The organism is Acinetobacter sp. UBA3132, from assembly GCF_002364825.1.
GTDB lineage: Bacteria > Pseudomonadota > Gammaproteobacteria > Pseudomonadales > Moraxellaceae > Acinetobacter > Acinetobacter schindleri.
This window is the reverse complement of the sequence record NZ_DEZM01000141.1, coordinates 6,403-22,833: the sequence shown is the minus strand read 5'-3', so window position 1 is coordinate 22,833 and position 16,431 is coordinate 6,403. Positions and strand designations below refer to the sequence as shown.

Sequence of the window (16,431 nt, the reverse complement as noted above, 5' to 3'; positions counted from 1 at the left end):
TCGCGAATAATCATCTTAGTCGTACGCTTGTTGGTACGTGTCTTGTACCCTTTAGCTTTTTGACCCCATGGGCTTACAGGTTGAATACCTTTGCTACGACCTTCACCACCACCGTGCGGGTGATCTACCGGGTTCATCGCCATACCACGAACGGTAGGACGAACGCCACGCCAGCGCGCTGCACCAGCTTTACCCAATGAACGAAGGTTGCTTTCTGAGTTAGATACTTCACCTAACACAGCGCGACATTCAACGTGTACTTTACGCATCTCACCTGAACGAAGACGGATGATAGCGTATGAACCGTCACGACCCAACAATTGAGCAGATGTACCAGCAGAACGTACTAACTGTGCGCCTTTACCGATTTTAAGCTCGATGTTGTGAAGAGTAGAACCGATAGGCATGTTACGAAGTGGTAAGCAGTTACCTGGACGAATTGGAGCATCGTTACCAGACTGTACTGAATCACCAGCGCGTAAACCTTTAGGCGCGATGATGTAGCGACGTTCACCGTCAGCATACTTCAACAACGCAATGTGCGCAGAACGGTTTGGATCGTATTCGATACGCTCAACTACAGCTGGGATGCCGTCTTTGTTACGTTTGAAGTCTACGATACGGTAGTGTTGCTTGTGACCGCCACCAACGTGACGAGTCGTAATGTGACCGTTGTTATTACGGCCGCCAGTACGTTTTTTAGCTTCAACTAGTGGAGCATAAGGAGCACCTTTGTGAAGATGGTCGTGAACGACTTTCTCTACAAAGCGACGTCCTGGAGACGTTGGCTTACATTTTTGAATAGGCATAGTTTTCGTCCTTATTCCGCTGCGCTTTCAGCGGCATCGCCCAAGTCAGCCATTTCTACATCTTGGCCAGCTTTCAGGGTGACGTATGCTTTTTTAACATCAGAACGACGTCCGATAGTTTTACCAAAGCGTTTAGTTTTACCTTTAGTGATCGTAGTGTTAACTTTAACAACCTGAACACCAAACAATTGCTCAACTGCTTTTTTGATTTCAAGTTTAGTTGCATCAGTAGCAACTTTAAAAACTTGAACACCAGCAGTTTCACCTAAAACTTGTGCTTTTTCTGAGAAAACAGGTCCTTGCAGGACTTGATATAAACGTTCGTTGTTCATCCGAGTTCTACCTCAATTTTCTTAGCAGCAGCTACAGACATAACAACTTTATCGAACGCGATCAAGCTAACAGGATCGATTGCAGTCGCATCAACCACATCTACGTGTGGAAGGTTACGAGCAGCTAGATACAAGTTCTCATCAACAGCATCAGTAACGATCAATGCACGAGTCGCATTTAAGTCGTTAAGTTTTGCAAGCAATTCTTTAGTTTTTGGAGCTGCAACAGCAAACTCTTCAATTAAAACTAAGCGATCTTGACGAACAAGTTCAGCCAGGATGCATTGCATAGCACCGCGGTACATTTTACGGTTTACTTTTTGAGACCAGTCTTGTGGACGAGCAGCAAAAGTTTTACCACCGCCAACCCAGATTGGGCTACGAATAGAACCAGCACGAGCGCGGCCAGTACCTTTTTGACGGAATGGTTTTTTACCACCGCCAGAAACGTCTGCGCGTGATTTTTGAGCTTTAGAACCTTGACGACCACCAGCTAGGTAAGCTGTAACAACTTGGTGTACAAGAGCTTCATTAAATTCACGACCGAACGCAACTTCTGATAATTCAACAGCAGAGCCGGAAACAGTATTTAAATTCACGTTATTTCCCCTCAGGCCTTGATCGTAGGACGAACAGTTACGTCGCCACCAGTAGCACCAGGAACCGCGCCTTTAACCACTAGAACTGAACGTTCAGTGTCAATAGCAACGATTTCAAGACCCTGTGTAGTTACGCGTTCAGCACCTAAATGGCCAGCCATTTTTTTGCCTTTGAACACGCGACCAGGAGTCTGGTTTTGACCTGTAGAACCTAGAACACGGTGAGAAACAGAGTTACCGTGAGTAGCATCTTGAGTACGGAAGTTCCAACGCTTAACACCACCTTGGAAACCTTTACCTTTAGAAGTACCAGTTACGTCAACGATTTGACCTACTTGGAACAACTCAACAGTAAGCGTACCACCAACTTCACGACCTTCAAGCTCAGCTTCTGAAACGCGGAATTCTTGAACCAGACGACCAGCAGCAACACCCGCTTTAGCGAAGTGACCTTTCTGAGCGTTAGTTACGCGAGATTCGCGACGTTCACCAGTAGTGATTTGAATCGCTTGATAACCATCAGTTTCAAGCGTTTTGATTTGAGTGATGCGGTTAGGATCAACCTCAATCACTGTAACAGGCACAGAAACACCAGCATCTGTAAAGATACGTGTCATACCGCACTTGCGACCGACTAAACCAATAGCCATGTGCATAAACCTCTAAAAAAGCGGCCTAATTAACTTAGAGCGTTAATTAACCCGAAAGCCTTAACCCAATGCGATCTGAACATCAACACCAGCTGCAAGATCTAACTTCATCAATGCATCTACAGTTTTGTCTGTAGGTTGAACAATGTCGATCAAACGCTTGTAAGTACGGATTTCGTACTGGTCACGCGCGTCTTTGTTTACGTGTGGTGATGTTAAAACGTTAAAACGTTCAATGCGTGTAGGCATTGGAATTGGACCACAAACTTGTGCGCCAGTACGTTTTGCTGTTTCTACGATTTCTTGAGCTGATTGATCAATTAGACGGTGATCAAAAGACTTAAGACGGATACGAATTCTCTGGTTAGACATACCAGTAAACTCCAAGCCAAATATATAAAGAATCACTCTTGACGCATCTCACCCCACTAATTTTTGAGGTAAGTGTCAAGAGCAGTGAATTATCACTAAGGTCATGATCGATGCCACGACTGTAACGATAGTTAACTACTTTCTTCGCAGTTAACATCCTTCCTATCGAAGGGTGGCTTATTATAGCCATTGTTTAATGCATAAGCAAATGCCTTTTATAGTTTTCGTCTGAAAATCAATTTGGTTGCTAAATCAAGAGTTTGTTTTTCACCCGTCAAGCTGATTTCTCTACCACATATTCGATTGCGCGATTTAGTATTTGATTTCCTTCAATAAAATTAGATTTTGGACTTTTTCTGAGCTCATGCACAGGTTGCACATATTTTCCTGAAAATTTTAGCAACTCCTCTTCATCTTCTAAAAACAGGGCCAAGGTTTCCGGGGTTATTTCTGGATGGAACTGGAAACCGAGAACATTTTTGCCCAATTGATACATCTGGTTGCGACAGGCTTCATTTTCTGCCAGATGTACCGCCCCTTTGGGAATTTCAAAGGTCTCGCTATGCCACTGCATGATCCGGAATTGCTCAGGCAAACTAAAACAGTCTGCTGGCACATTGGCCACTTTACTGACAGACATCCACCCCAGTTCCTGTTCCGGGTTATAACTAACTGCTGCCCCCAAGGCATTGGCAATCAGCTGTCCACCTAGACACAAACCAATCGCTGGCTTCCCCTGAGACAAGTAACGACGTAACCAGCGTTTTTCTATTTTCAACCAGGGGAAATTTGCTTCATCATTTACACTCATGGTCCCGCCCATAATAATGAGCAAATCTACTTCTTCTACTGCAGGTAGCGCTTCTATTTCCAAAGGACGATCCACAGGTAAAGCAAAGAATTCAGTCGCTGTAATTTGCGCCTGATGCTGCTTTAAAAATTCATGACAACTACCGTAACCTTCACCAGCAATATGCTGAAAATAATGTACTCGTAAATGCGACTTCATGCGCTCGAACCTGTTCTTGTATCTATATAGGCTAGGTTTTGCAAAAATGAAGCCAACTTTTTATTTTATGTGAGGTTTTTAAACAATTGATAACGCAAGTAGCGCTAAAGCAAAGATTCTCTTAAGCTAAAGCTGTTTTTGACTCCAGATATGAGCTGCAGCATGAAAAAAAATCCTCAAACCGCCCTGATTCATGCACCACGAAAGGCCCCTCAGTACATTTCGACGGTTCAACCTCCCCTCTATCGTGCATCAACCATTATTTTTAACAATACCGATGCCCTGTTTAATCGCCATTGGACCGATGATTATGACTATAGCTATGGCACACATGGTACCCCAACCACATTTACCTTAGGCGATAACATTGCCCAGCTCGAAGGTGGGCTCTATCACCTGCTTGCACCTAGCGGTTTATCTGCGATTAATCTCGTGAATTCCTGCTTTTTAAGTCAAGGAGAGGAAGTTTGGGTACCGGACAATATTTATGGCCCAAACATGGAGCATCTACGCAACCTGGAAACACGTTATGGCATTCAGGTACAAGTTTATAATCCATTATGCCTGGAAAGCTTTAATCCTTCAGATAAAGCCAAACTGATCTGGCTGGAAGCAGCTGGCTCAGTCACACTGGAATTTCCGGATTTAAATGGCCTCGTGAAGAAAGCTCAAGCACACAATATTCTGACTGCACTGGACAATACCTGGGGCGCGGGTCTGGCCTTTAATGCCTTTGATTTTGGTGATGAACACCTGAGTGTAGATTTATCCGTACATGCGCTGACCAAATATCCAAGCGGTGGTGGTGACATTCTGATGGGTTCAGTGGTCACGCGTGATAAAGAACTGCATCACCAATTGTTCCGCGCACATGCCATTCAAGGCATTGCTGTCTCAGGTGATGACGTTGCTCAGGTGCAACGTAGTCTTGCTTCCATGCAGCTGCGTTATGCACATCAATCCAGTAGTGCACTCAACATTCTCACCTGGTTAAAACAGCAAGCGGAGTTTGTGCAGGTACTGCATCCAGCCGATCCGCATAGCGCAGGTCATCAATATTGGAAAGAAATTTGCAAGGAAGGTCATAGTGCCGGCCTGGTCAGTGTAATTTTTGACAGTAAATATGAACTGCAAGATATCCGCAATTTTTGTGACAGCTTAAAACTGTTTAAGCTTGGTTTTAGCTGGGGTGGCCCTGTTAGCTTGGTCATGCTATATAACTTAAAAGATATGCGTGTGCTTGAACATTCACATTTGAAAGAAGGCTTCCTGGTGCGCTTCTGTATTGGATTAGAACATCCGGAAGATCTGATTGAAGACATTCAACACGCTCTACAAAACATGAAAAAAGTTAAAAATGAATAAATAACAAATAGGAAATTATATGGGTACACCAATCGTAATCGCTAAAAAAACCGCCGATACTACACAGGATATCGTGCTGCATTCTCAGCTTGCCAACCGTCATGGCCTGATTGCCGGTGCAACCGGTACCGGTAAGACCGTAACATTAAAGGTACTGGCAGAAAGTTTTTCCCGAATTGGTGTACCGGTATTCTTGGCCGATGCCAAGGGCGATGTTTCCAGCTTGGCGAAAGCTGGGGAAAGTAATCCCAAATTTGATGAACGCATTAAAAGCCTGAATATCGAGTGCATCCCTTTTTCAGCGTCGCCTGTGGTGTTCTGGGATTTATTTGGCGAGCAAGGCCATCCGATTCGCACCACCATTTCCGAGATTGGCCCTCTCCTTCTTGCCCGTATTTTGAATCTGAACGACACTCAGGAAGGTGTGCTCTCCGCCATTTTCCGTATTGCTGATGATCAGGGACTATTACTGATCGACTTTAAAGATTTAAAGGCAATGATCAGTTATGTCAGCGAACATGCCGCAGATTTTAAAGCGGACTATGGCAATCTGTCTCCTGCCAGTCTGGGCGCGATTCAACGCAATCTGCTTGCCTTGGCTGATCAAGGTGGTGAGCAATTCTTTGGTGAACCAGCGCTGGATCTGATGGATTTTTTACAAACCGACAGTCAAGGTCATGGCAATATCAACTTGCTTGCTGCTGACAAGCTGATGAACACACCCAAGCTATATGCTACTTTCCTGTTGTGGATGCTTTCAGAGCTGTTTGAACAGTTACCGGAAGTCGGCGACCTGGATAAACCCAAACTGGTGTTCTTCTTTGATGAAGCCCATTTGCTATTTGATAATACTAGCCCTGCCTTGCAAGAAAAGATTGAACAGGTGGTGCGTTTGATTCGTTCTAAAGGTGTGGGGATTTACTTTATCACCCAGAATCCACTCGATTTACCAGAAAGCGTTTTAGGTCAACTCGGCAATCGGGTTCAGCATGCTTTACGTGCTTTTACCCCTAAAGACCAAAAAGCGGTAAAAACGGCGGCAGATACTTTTCGAGCTAATCCAGAATTTAAAGTTCAGGATGCCATTACCGAACTGGCTGTCGGTGAAGCACTGATTAGCTGTCTGGATGAAAAAGGCACACCGCAAATTGTAGAACGCGGCTGGGTGATGCCGCCACATTCCTCTTTTACCCCCATTTCTCCTGAAGAACGCAAAACTTTAATGCAACAAAGCATTGTGGCTGAGATTTATGAACAGCAAGTTGATCGTGACAGTGCGCATGAAATGCTGCAAAACAAAGTCACTGAACGCCAGCAACAGCTTCAGGCTGCGGAACTTGCCAAACAGCAAGCCAAAGAACAAGAAGCGTATGCCAAACAAGTCGCAAAAGAGCAGGAAACATTAGCTAAGCAGCAAGCCCGCGAACAGGAACGTCTTGCACGCGAACAGCAGAAAGAAGCTGAACGTGCAGTGAAACAGCGTGAAAAGTTCACCCAAGACATTGTTGGCACCTTTGCTAAAAGTGCCGCACGCACTTTGGGTAGCACTACCGGCCAGAAAATTGTCCGTGGTTTATTAGGGTCATTATTTGGTAAGAGATAGCCCTTCTTTCTCCGATTATTTTCTTTATTTTTATGGGATATTTTAATATCCCATAATTTTTTCATGGTTTTTACTTAAAGATGTATTGTGAATATATCTTTAAAGATGTATTTTAAATACATCTTATAAATAACAGCCATGAGAGATCTGCTATGACTCCACAGCAAATTGACCTAGTAAAAGCTACAGTACCTGTGCTTCGTGAAAATGGGGTTGCTTTAACCGGTTATTTTTACAACCGCATGTTAAACAATAACCCAGATCTAAAAGAAACCTTCAACATGGGTCACCAGCGTAGCGGTGCTCAGGCGCAAGCCTTGGCAGGTGCAGTTTTAGCATATGCTGAAAATATCGAAGATCCTTCTGTGTTATTACCTGTGGTTGAACTCATTGCGCATAAACATGTCAGCTTAAATATTAAAGCACCTGATTACGGCATTGTTGGGGAAAACCTGCTGCATTCAATCAGTGAAGTACTCAATATTTCTATGGATGATCCACTGATTGATGCGTGGGCTACTGCATATGGACAATTAGCAGACCTGTTCATTGCGACTGAAAAAGCGATTTATGATCAACATGAACAGACTAAAGGTAGCTGGTTAGGCTGGCGCAATTTCAAGATTGCCAAGAAAGTAGTAGAAAGTGAAGAGATCACTTCGTTCTACCTGGCACCAGTCGACGGCGGACCATTACCGAAGTATGAAGCAGGTCAGTATATTTCTGTACGTGTGTTTGTGCCTGAACTGAATTTGAGACAACCACGTCAATATACGCTTTCAACTTGTCCTCAAGATGAATACCTGCGTATTTCAGTAAAGCGTGAAGATCAAAAAGGTGATTTGGTTCCAGGCTGGGTATCTAATACTTTACATAGCTTGGCAGAAGGCTCAGAAATTGAAGTGTCTGCACCAACAGGTAATTTCTACCTGATTGATCCAAACAAACGTAATGTATTCATCAGTGGCGGTGTAGGCCTAACTCCAATGGTAGCCATGTTAAATCAGTTGGTAACTCTGGATATGCCACAACCTGTGACTTTCATTCATGCCTGCCGTAGCAAACAGGTGCATGCCATGAAACAGCACATTCATGATTTGAAAGCCAAATATCCACGTTTAAGCACGCTGACTGCTTACGAATTCCCACACCAAGGTGACAAACTGGGTGAAGACTATGATGTAGCAGGCCGTCTGGATCTGAGTACAATTGATCGTGCTTTATTACCAGAAAATGCTGATTACTATCTATGTGGCCCAATGCCATTTATGGCAGAACAACACAAAGCGCTGGTTGCACGAGGCATTCCTGCTGAGAATATTCACAGTGAAGCCTTTGGTACTGGTGGCGTTCGCCACTAAGCAGTCAGCTTAAACTGAAATCAAGCAAGGGCTAGTCTGGCTGTGTTAGACTAGCCCTGCTTTGTATGAAAACTCTAGATTTATAATGCAGTTAAATAAATTTACCGATTACGCCTTACGGATTCTTATGTACATCGCTCAGCCGAAAGAAATGCCGTATACCATTGCGGAACTCGCGAATGAGCTGCAGGTGTCAGAGAACCATGCCATGAAAATCGTACATTTTATGGCAAAGCAGGACTGGCTCATCACTACTCGTGGGCGAGGCGGCGGCATTCGCATGAATCCGCTCACCTTAAAAATACCATTGGGTCAAATCGTGCGTATTCTGCAACAGGATAGCCAAGTGGTAGAATGCAATACCCCACCCTGTGTGCTGCGTAAAAATTGTGGTTTAAAAGGCATTTTAGATGATGCCGTAGAGCAGTTTTATGCCAGCCTGGATCAATACACGCTCAGTGAAGTGGTAACACCACTGCAAGGTCATTACAGCATCCAGTCACCAATCGACCTGATCAATCTTTAGTTTTCACTTTCTGCTTACCAAGTCTTGCATTGAAAGTTCGCTTGCCCAAGCCACTTCCTTTATAATAGCTGCTTGTAAATTTAAGTTTGAAGTTGAGCCATGCACCACAGCAGAGGAAAATCAAAAAACAGTAAGGCAGCTGCTGCCCCAAAGCAAAAGATTAGCTATACCAAAAAAGTCGATCCTGCGATTACTGAATACTCTGTGCGCTCGCTCAATTGGCTGCGCAAAGCTGAATTTTTAATGAGTGCACCCAAACTTAATCTGTGTGTTGAAGATACAGGTTATGAAGTGGCATTCGCCGGTCGCTCCAATGCAGGTAAATCCAGTGCCATCAATGCGCTGACCAATCAGAAACAATTGGCACGTGCTTCGAAAAGACCGGGCCGTACCCAGATGATTAACTTCTTCAGCCTCGGCAATCCAGACCAGCGTCTGGTTGACTTACCCGGTTATGGTTATGCAGCTGTACCTGAAAAAATGAAACTGGTCTGGCAGAAAGAACTGGAAAATTACCTGATTCACCGTAAGAGCTTGCAAGGTCTGGTGCTGTTGATGGATATCCGTCATCCACTACAACATTTCGATGTGATGATGCTGGAATGGGCCTATTCACGTCACCTGTTCGTGCATGTTTTGCTGACCAAATCAGACAAACTGAATCGTGGTCCTGCGTCCAAAGCCCTGCAGGAAGTCAAAGCAACATTAAATAAAATGAAGCTGAACTTCTCGATTCAATTATTTTCCTCTTTAAATAAAGAAGGTCTGGAAGAACTGGCAAGCGTGATGGCTGGTCGTCTTAACTTTACCCTGGATCAACCAACGGAATTTGATCTGGATAACATTCCAGAAGCGTCAATCCATGATTTAAACGAAGCTGATGAACCGATTGAATCTGTGGAGCTAGAAGATGAAACTGACTCAGACCCAGATCATGAAATTACTGCGAGTGAATTAAATAATCTGGATGAGCCGGTTGAAGCTGATCAAACAGAGATTGTCGAACAAGAACAGCCAAAATAAGTCCGATGTGATCTAAGTGACAAAATAATGTCCCGTATTGCCTGCAGCGATTCGGGACATTATTTTCATACTATATTGATCAAGCAGTGATGGATCCACCCCATGTTTTTACTCTCACGATTCAAAACAACAAAAATTGGCTCTTCAATTTCCTATTTTATCCAACCACGCAAAGTTAAGTTTGAATGGCAGGCTACCCCAATTGACTGGATTCCAAATCAGCCTTTCGCCAGTTACTTTGTGAATGAAATTAATAATATTCTGCCGGCCGGTGAATTCTGGTTCTGTCGCCTGTATAACAAGGTTCTCGCTCAGATCACCGATGAAAAATTAAAGCATGATGTACAGGCTTTTATCCGTCAGGAAGCCATGCATGCTCAGGCACATAATTCGGCCAATAAAGAGTATCTATCTGAACGCCAGATTGATATCCAGCGCAATCTGGACATTATGGATTTCCTGTTCAATCAATTGCTGGCTGATCAGCCGCTTGGTCTGAAAATTCCTAAAATCGCAGAACATCAATGGGATCTGTTCCGGCTTGGTATCGTCGCAACTGTAGAGCATATGACCTGTGTCCTTGGAAAATATGCGCTCTATAACACCGAATGGGAACGGCTTGGTGCTGATGCAAATATGCTAGATCTGGTGAAATGCCATGGCGCAGAAGAAATTGAGCATCGCAGTGTGGCATTTGACTTATATCGTCATCTTGGTGGCGGATATATTGCCCGCTACTATTTAAGTGTGGTGGTGATTATTGGAGTAATTGGTCTGTGGGTCGACGGTGCAGCACGCTTGTTGGCACAAGACCCTCGTTTTAAGCAGCTGAAACCAGCGGTGTATAAACCCTGGATCTGGAAAGAATGGTTGCGTATTTCACAGCAGGACAATCGTTTGCTACCCAATCCCCTATGGCTGGTTTCTCAGCAGCTCGGCTATCTGATGCCATGGTATGACCCGGTGCATGAAGGCAGTACCGATGATGCGCTGTATTATCTTGAGCATTCCCCTGCGGCCAAACGGGCAGGTTTAAAAGTCGCCTAAGCTCTCCTCTTATTACAATTTCTAACAGCAGGGGTCATTTCCCTGCTTTTTATTTGACCTAAGATAAAGCTATAGACATGACCATAAGGATGAGCTCATGCAAGCACGGATTTCAGTGATTACACTCGGTGTTCGCGACCTGGAGGCTGCACTACGCTTTTATTGTGATGGGCTGGGCTTTCCCAGTAAAGGCATTGTTGGCAAAGAATTTGAATGTGGCGCAGTCGCATTTATTGAACTACAGGCTGGATTAAAACTGGCTTTATGGCCGCAAAGCAGCATCCAGCATGATACCGGACTCGAACCGAGCCCGATGTGTCCCACTCAAATGACCTTGGGACATAATGTGTATAGCCCATTAGATGTCGATCAGGTCATGACTCAGGCTGAAAAAGCTGGAGCCAAGATTGTGAAAGCTGCACAGGCCACATTTTATGGCGGCTATGCAGGCTATTTTCAGGATCCAGATGGACATCTGTGGGAGATAGTTTTCAATCCTCAACTAGAGATGGACTGATCCAGTTGCGGTTCACGGGTATGTCGGTCAACCACGACACTGATCATCATATCCCCCTGCACATTCACCACAGTCCTGACCGTATCGAGCAGTCGGTCAATCGGCAACAGGATCGCAATGGCTTCTGCCGGCAAGCCAACTGATTGCAGTACCATGATCATGGTCACCATCCCGGCACTTGGAATACCCGGTGCGCCTAAAGATGCAATCATTGCTGTGGCACACACGACCAATTGCTGCCCCAACGTCAGATCAAGTCCCATGAGGTTGGCAATAAACAAAGCTGCTGCGGCTTCATACAGTGCCGTACCATCCATGTTCAGCTGAGTCCCAAGCGGAATGACAAAGCCTGCCGTATGTGGACGTACTCCCAGATTTTCCTGGGCACATTTCATAGATAATGGCATGGTTGCAGAACTGGAACTGGTCGCAAAAGCGGTAATCAAGGCTGCGCGAGTGCCTTTGAAAAAGGTAATCGGGCTCATTTTCCCGAAGATCCACAACAATAATGGTAGAACTACCAGACCGTGGAAAATGGTGGTGCCCGTTACTACCGCAGCAAACTCTGCCAGACGGCTCAGTACCGAAATATCTTCAGTGGCAATCAGCTTGGCCAGTAGCGCAAAAATCCCGAATGGCGCCAGTTTCATGACCCAACCAATCATCAGCATCATGATGTCAAAGAACTGCATACTGAGCTTACGTACCGTCCGGAACTTGTCTCCTCCTGCCACCAGTGCCACACCGACAAAGAGTGCAAAGACCACCACTGCCAGCACATTACCATCGGCAAAGGCCTTAAACGGATTGATCAGGGTATTCTGAATAAAGTTGGTAAAGAATGAAGACGGCGTTAAGGTATCCGGAGTTTTATGCTGAGCCATGGCATCCTGGAACATTACTACATCGACACCCTTGCCTACATCAAACAGATGGGCACAAGCCAATCCCAAGATTAAGGCCAGGGTGGTCGTGGTGACACAGCATGCCAAGGTAATTTTCCAGGTTCGGCTCAGCTGACCACCAGCTTGCAGATTCGATACTCCAACCACAATCGAGCTAAAGATCAGTGGAACCAGCAACATTTTTAGCAAACCAATGAAGATGCTACTCATGATACCCAGACCATACAGGCTGAGCTCTTCAAACGTGGTTTGTGGGAAAAGATTTAATAAAAAACCAAACAGGACACCCAATACTGCGGCAACTAGAATCTGTGTATTTAAGCTCATCTTCATGGACATTTTAATATTGAACTTATCCGGCACTATGCCATGCAAGTTTCGGATAATCGAGTAAAATTTTATAAACGCTTTGCAGCAAAATATCTTTTATTATTCATTTAATCCATATGGTGATGTACCGAATTTTGGCACGCGATGTGCTTAATCAGTGCAATAAGCTGGTTTTATACAAAGGAAATACACGTTCATGAAAAAAATGATCATTGCTGTTGCACTCATTTGCAGCATCGGACAGGTTTTTGCACATTCTTCGGGCGGTAAAGAACAGCAAGGTTGCCATAAGCATTCAAGCAATGATGTGCCACATTGCCACTAACTTCAAATCACACCCATAAAAAAGCCGGAACTTTAGTCCGGCTTTTTTATTTTGGATCTTACTGGGTCTCAATTTCCCGCAGACGGATGAGACCTTCCTGGGTTGTACTACAGACCAGTTCTCCATTCTGCCACATACGACCGAAGTTCAGGCCACGTGAGCTGGCACTCACTGTCGCATCCATGTCGTAAAGCATCCATTCATCAGCACGGAATGGCTTATGGAAATACATGGCATGGTCAATGCTGGCACATTGCAGGTTTGGTGAAATATAGCTCAGACCATGTGGACGCAATGCTGTCGTCATCAAGGTAAAGTCTGAGTAGAAAGCAGCAATCGCCTGATGCAGCGAAACCTCATCAACTTCCGGAGCGACTTGGCCACGGGTACGGATATAATGCGCATAATTTGGCGCTTCCGGTTGCGGCTGGAATGGATTCACCGGCATCACAGGACGAATTTCTACATGGCGATCACGCATAAATGAAGCACGGACATTTTCCGGTACGAATTCAACAATCTGATGCTTCAGTTCTGCCTCATTTTTCAGGCTGTCGACTGAGGGATATTCTGGTTCAGAAATCTGATAGTTCAAGCCTTCTTCTGGTTCGGCAAAAGACACCATACACATAAAGATAGTACGGCCATGCTGAATCGCACGCACCTGACGACTGGCAAAACTCTTGCCATCACGGATACGATCTACTTCATAGATAATCGGTGCATTGACATCTCCTCCAAACAGGAAATAGGCATGCAATGAATGTGCTGGACGATCCGTCGTATAGGATGCAGCTCGCAATGCCTGACCCAACACCTGCCCACCGAATACGCGCTTGCCTACCAGGTTACGGCTAATTCCACGGAAAATATTCTCTTCCAGCTTTTCCAGGCTAAGCAATTCAACCAGTTCTTGTGTTAAGACATTCATAGGCAACCTATACGATGTTCGGGATATCCAACATTGGAAAAATAACAATGTGCTTCATTTCTGGTAATATTCTGCCATAAATTCTGAGTAAATCCCTAGAGATTGACTGACTGACCTGTCATTCACTTTGTAGATGTTCCGATAAAAAAAACGTTTTTTCACGTTAAAATCAAAGAACTTTTGTAGAATTTGTTAGAAAATGACATATTGTTTTCAAATACAATCTATCAAAATAGATCCCCCTCAGAAATCCTGTGGTTCTGGTCAGTAAAATTAGGAGTAGGTATGTCCAAGAGTGGCTTTGGTCAAATGTATCGCAAGCTTTCAAGTAAGATGCTTGAACTTGTGGTTACCCCGCATGTACTTGGGGAAGTACCAACGGAAGTTCCTGCTCCAGCGGCTGACCAGCAAGATCAGAAAAAGATTGTCTGCTATGTTCTGCAAAACCATTCTCGCAGTAATGCGCTGGTGGTAGACGGTGAAACCCGTCGTCTCAAATTGCCTGCTGCACTTGATCCAATGGATTTAGGTACGCGCCGGGAAAAAGCTTCGGTATTGTTCCTGCAATATCATGATGAAAGCAATCTGCTGAGCTCGCCGCCACATGCTTTTCCACCACGCCTGCTGCGTCTGATTGAAGTACTGGAACAGAATCCAGAACTGGATGTGGAACTGATTCCGGTGACCGTACTATGGGGCCGTGAACCAGAGAAAGAAGATTCCTGGTTCAAATTGTTATTTACCGACACCTGGTCAACACCAAGTAAGATGAAACAGCTGGTGAATATTGGTCTGCATGGTCGTCAGTCTTATCTGGAGTTCCATGAAGCACAGTCACTGCGTGCACTCATTGATCATGCCAAAGTGACACATCCGAACCTGTCTCCAGCAACTTATATTGTCAGTACCTTGAATGACTATCTGGATGCCCAACGTGAAGTAGTGCTGGGACCTGATCTTTCAGATCGCCGTAATGTGATGCAGGGTCTGATCAAATCTCCAGATGTGCAGGCGGCTATCCGTAATGAAAGTATCCGCAGCAAGATCAGTGTGGATGAAGCTGAACGCCGTGCGATTGGTTATTTAAATGAAATCGTATCAGATTATTCCAACTCAACCGTACGTTTTGCTGATAAGGCCCTGACCCGTCTCTGGACTCAGCTCTATGACGGCATTGATGTACATAACTTCAGTACGGTACGTGAACTGGCGAAAGACTATGAAATTGTCTATGCACCATGTCACCGTAGTCATATCGACTACCTGTTATTATCTTATGTGATTTATCGTCGTGGTTTGATGGTGCCGTACATCGCAGCGGGTGATAACCTGAACATGCCATTTGTTGGCCAGATCTTGCGTGGTGGTGGTGCCTTCTTTATCCGCCGTACTTTCCGCGGTAATGCACTCTATACGACAGTTTTCAAAGAATATCTGTATAGCGTTCTGTCACGTAATACTCCACTGGAATACTTTATTGAAGGGGGCCGTTCACGTACCGGTCGTCTGTTGCCACCGAAAACCGGCATGCTGGCAATGACCGTGCATGGTCATTTGCGTGGCAAAGCGAAGCCTATCGTATTTGTACCCACCTATATTGGCTATGAACGTCTGATGGAAGGTGCAACTTATGTAGGTGAAATGAACGGTAAGGAAAAAGAAGCGGAATCTATTTTTGGCATTCTAAAAACCTTGCGCAAGATTGAACGTATTTTCGGTAAGGTACATCTGAATTTTGGTGAACCCGTGTTTCTGGATGACATGCTGAAACAGCATGGTGCAGATGAAATCAAGATTGAAAAGAATGATGATCCGATCCCGCCAGCAGTATCTGAAGCAGTAAATAGTTCTGCACAGGCAATTCTGGAAAATATTAACCGTGCAGCCGTCATTAACCCGGTATCCTTGTTGTCACTCATTTTATTAGCGACACCAAAACACACACTGGATGAGGCGATTTGTATCAAACAGTTAGATACTTATCGTAATCTGCTGACGTCTTTGCCATATGATGAACGTATGCAAGTGACGCCGTTATCAGGGAAAGAAATCATTGCCTATGCAATGAAGTTGAAACTGATCAAACGCGTCAATCATGTGCTGGGCAATATTATCGCCATCGAAGATAATCAGGCGATTTTACTGACCTATTTCCGCAACAATATTGTGCATGCCTTTGTATTACCGTCACTGGTAGCCGCCCTGGTAAATCATAATGGCATTATTCGCCGTGATGATCTGGTGAATATCAGCAGCACCTTATACCCATTCCTGAAAGCTGAACTGTTCCTGAAATGGCATGAAGATGAAATCAAGGCACCAGTAGACGCTTATATTGATGCCTTGATTGCAGCGAAGCTGATTGCACAGGATGGTGAAAATCTGGTAGCACCTACACCAAACAGCGAAGCACATCATCAGCTAGAAGTTTTGGCTGCACCTGTCATGCAAAGTATCGAGCGCTATTACATGACGCTGGCACTGATTACCCAACGTGGTTCAGGCAATATCTCCACCCGTCAGGTTGAAGAATTAAGCCATCTGGTAGGTCAGCGTCTGTCTGTACTGTATGAATTCAATTCACCAGAATTCTTTGATAAGGCACTGTTCCAAAGCTTTATCAAAACGCTAACTCAAAAAGGTTATATCAGTACTAATGAAGACAACGCGATTGTCTTTGATGAAAGCTTCAGAAATATCGCTCAGTATGCTGATCTGGTACTGGAT

The 16,431-nt window shown here is 44.7% G+C and carries 16 protein-coding genes and 1 pseudogene; 9 read left to right on the top strand and 8 right to left on the bottom strand.

Annotated features, from left to right (window positions below):
* From rplB to B4033_RS07830, 6 genes are all read right to left on the bottom strand, one after another.
* Positions 1–809, bottom strand: an 809-nt coding sequence (gene rplB / locus B4033_RS07855; protein WP_286832998.1) for a 50S ribosomal protein L2, incomplete at its 3' end; no start/stop codon positions are given.
* Between the two features lie 11 nt (positions 810–820).
* Positions 821–1,141: a 50S ribosomal protein L23 gene (gene rplW, locus B4033_RS07850; RefSeq protein ID WP_004809809.1), complete on the bottom strand. Its 321-nt coding sequence runs from the start codon at positions 1,139–1,141 to the stop codon at positions 821–823.
* Entirely contained in the window at positions 1,138–1,740 is a 603-nt protein-coding gene (rplD, locus tag B4033_RS07845; protein ID WP_286832997.1) for a 50S ribosomal protein L4, read from the bottom strand. Before rplD ends, rplW begins: the two co-directional genes overlap by 4 nt.
* An 11-nt stretch (positions 1,741–1,751) precedes the next feature.
* Positions 1,752–2,390, bottom strand: a complete 639-nt coding sequence (gene rplC / locus B4033_RS07840) for a 50S ribosomal protein L3 (RefSeq protein WP_004809812.1) — start codon at positions 2,388–2,390, stop codon at positions 1,752–1,754.
* A gap of 60 nt (positions 2,391–2,450) precedes the next feature.
* Positions 2,451–2,762, bottom strand: coding sequence for a 30S ribosomal protein S10 (rpsJ, locus tag B4033_RS07835; RefSeq protein ID WP_000070912.1), 312 nt, complete (start codon positions 2,760–2,762; stop codon positions 2,451–2,453).
* A 274-nt stretch (positions 2,763–3,036) separates the two neighbouring features.
* Positions 3,037–3,771 carry a type 1 glutamine amidotransferase gene (locus B4033_RS07830; RefSeq protein WP_004809814.1) on the bottom strand — a complete coding sequence of 245 codons (735 nt, stop codon included), beginning with the start codon at positions 3,769–3,771 and terminating at the stop codon, positions 3,037–3,039.
* A gap of 162 nt (positions 3,772–3,933) precedes the next feature.
* Here B4033_RS07830 and B4033_RS07825 point away from each other — a divergent pair, with 162 nt between their 5' ends.
* The 7 genes and pseudogenes from B4033_RS07825 (at position 3,934) to B4033_RS07795 (ending at position 11,213) form a co-directional block, all read left to right on the top strand.
* Positions 3,934–5,136, top strand: coding sequence for a PLP-dependent transferase (locus tag B4033_RS07825; RefSeq protein WP_286832996.1), 1,203 nt, complete (start codon positions 3,934–3,936; stop codon positions 5,134–5,136).
* Between the two features lie 19 nt (positions 5,137–5,155).
* Positions 5,156–6,739, top strand: a complete 1,584-nt coding sequence (locus B4033_RS07820) for a helicase HerA-like domain-containing protein (protein ID WP_286832995.1) — start codon at positions 5,156–5,158, stop codon at positions 6,737–6,739.
* Between the two features lie 152 nt (positions 6,740–6,891).
* Entirely contained in the window at positions 6,892–8,100 is a 1,209-nt protein-coding gene (gene hmpA / locus B4033_RS07815; protein WP_004809822.1) for an NO-inducible flavohemoprotein, read from the top strand.
* Positions 8,101–8,185: 85 nt separating this feature from the next.
* Positions 8,186–8,626 carry an RrF2 family transcriptional regulator gene (locus B4033_RS07810; protein ID WP_286832994.1) on the top strand — a complete coding sequence of 147 codons (441 nt, stop codon included), beginning with the start codon at positions 8,186–8,188 and terminating at the stop codon, positions 8,624–8,626.
* A 99-nt stretch (positions 8,627–8,725) separates the two neighbouring features.
* A pseudogene (gene yihA, locus B4033_RS07805) lies at positions 8,726–9,502 on the top strand (ribosome biogenesis GTP-binding protein YihA/YsxC); the annotation flags it as partial.
* A gap of 249 nt (positions 9,503–9,751) precedes the next feature.
* Positions 9,752–10,696 (top strand): metal-dependent hydrolase, encoded by a 945-nt coding sequence (locus B4033_RS07800; protein WP_286832988.1) that lies wholly within the window; start codon positions 9,752–9,754, stop codon positions 10,694–10,696.
* A 97-nt stretch (positions 10,697–10,793) separates the two neighbouring features.
* Positions 10,794–11,213, top strand: a complete 420-nt coding sequence (locus B4033_RS07795; RefSeq protein WP_071319852.1) for a VOC family protein — start codon at positions 10,794–10,796, stop codon at positions 11,211–11,213.
* On the opposite strand, the gene B4033_RS07790 is transcribed toward B4033_RS07795, so the two are convergent.
* Complete coding sequence (locus B4033_RS07790) at positions 11,195–12,445, bottom strand: dicarboxylate/amino acid:cation symporter (protein WP_286832987.1); 1,251 nt, start codon at positions 12,443–12,445, stop codon at positions 11,195–11,197. The two genes, B4033_RS07795 and B4033_RS07790, sit on opposite strands and share 19 nt — an antisense overlap.
* Positions 12,446–12,644: 199 nt before the next feature.
* Between B4033_RS07790 and B4033_RS07785 the strand changes: the two genes are divergently transcribed.
* Complete coding sequence (locus B4033_RS07785; RefSeq protein ID WP_005223361.1) at positions 12,645–12,773, top strand: hypothetical protein; 129 nt, start codon at positions 12,645–12,647, stop codon at positions 12,771–12,773.
* A 58-nt stretch (positions 12,774–12,831) separates the two neighbouring features.
* Here B4033_RS07785 and B4033_RS07780 read toward each other — a convergent pair whose 3' ends face one another.
* Complete coding sequence (locus B4033_RS07780) at positions 12,832–13,704, bottom strand: acyl-CoA thioesterase (RefSeq protein ID WP_286832984.1); 873 nt, start codon at positions 13,702–13,704, stop codon at positions 12,832–12,834.
* A gap of 285 nt (positions 13,705–13,989) precedes the next feature.
* Between B4033_RS07780 and plsB the strand changes: the two genes are divergently transcribed.
* Positions 13,990–16,431, top strand: a 2,442-nt coding sequence (gene plsB / locus B4033_RS07775; protein ID WP_286832982.1) for a glycerol-3-phosphate 1-O-acyltransferase PlsB, incomplete at its 3' end; no start/stop codon positions are given.

Excerpts from the sequence above, each read along its gene's own strand:
- rplW (WP_004809809.1), bottom strand. The coding sequence starts at position 1,141 with ATGAACAACGAACGTTTATATCAAGTCCTGCAAGGACCTGTTTTCTCA.
- rplC (WP_004809812.1), bottom strand. The coding sequence starts at position 2,390 with ATGGCTATTGGTTTAGTCGGTCGCAAGTGCGGTATGACACGTATCTTT.
- rpsJ (WP_000070912.1), bottom strand. The coding sequence starts at position 2,762 with ATGTCTAACCAGAGAATTCGTATCCGTCTTAAGTCTTTTGATCACCGT.
- B4033_RS07830 (WP_004809814.1), bottom strand. The coding sequence starts at position 3,771 with ATGAAGTCGCATTTACGAGTACATTATTTTCAGCATATTGCTGGTGAA.
- B4033_RS07825 (WP_286832996.1), top strand. The coding sequence starts at position 3,934 with ATGAAAAAAAATCCTCAAACCGCCCTGATTCATGCACCACGAAAGGCC.
- B4033_RS07820 (WP_286832995.1), top strand. The coding sequence starts at position 5,156 with ATGGGTACACCAATCGTAATCGCTAAAAAAACCGCCGATACTACACAG.
- hmpA (WP_004809822.1), top strand. The coding sequence starts at position 6,892 with ATGACTCCACAGCAAATTGACCTAGTAAAAGCTACAGTACCTGTGCTT.
- B4033_RS07810 (WP_286832994.1), top strand. The coding sequence starts at position 8,186 with ATGCAGTTAAATAAATTTACCGATTACGCCTTACGGATTCTTATGTAC.
- B4033_RS07800 (WP_286832988.1), top strand. The coding sequence starts at position 9,752 with ATGTTTTTACTCTCACGATTCAAAACAACAAAAATTGGCTCTTCAATT.
- B4033_RS07795 (WP_071319852.1), top strand. The coding sequence starts at position 10,794 with ATGCAAGCACGGATTTCAGTGATTACACTCGGTGTTCGCGACCTGGAG.
- B4033_RS07790 (WP_286832987.1), bottom strand. The coding sequence starts at position 12,445 with ATGAGCTTAAATACACAGATTCTAGTTGCCGCAGTATTGGGTGTCCTG.
- B4033_RS07785 (WP_005223361.1), top strand. The coding sequence starts at position 12,645 with ATGAAAAAAATGATCATTGCTGTTGCACTCATTTGCAGCATCGGACAG.
- B4033_RS07780 (WP_286832984.1), bottom strand. The coding sequence starts at position 13,704 with ATGAATGTCTTAACACAAGAACTGGTTGAATTGCTTAGCCTGGAAAAG.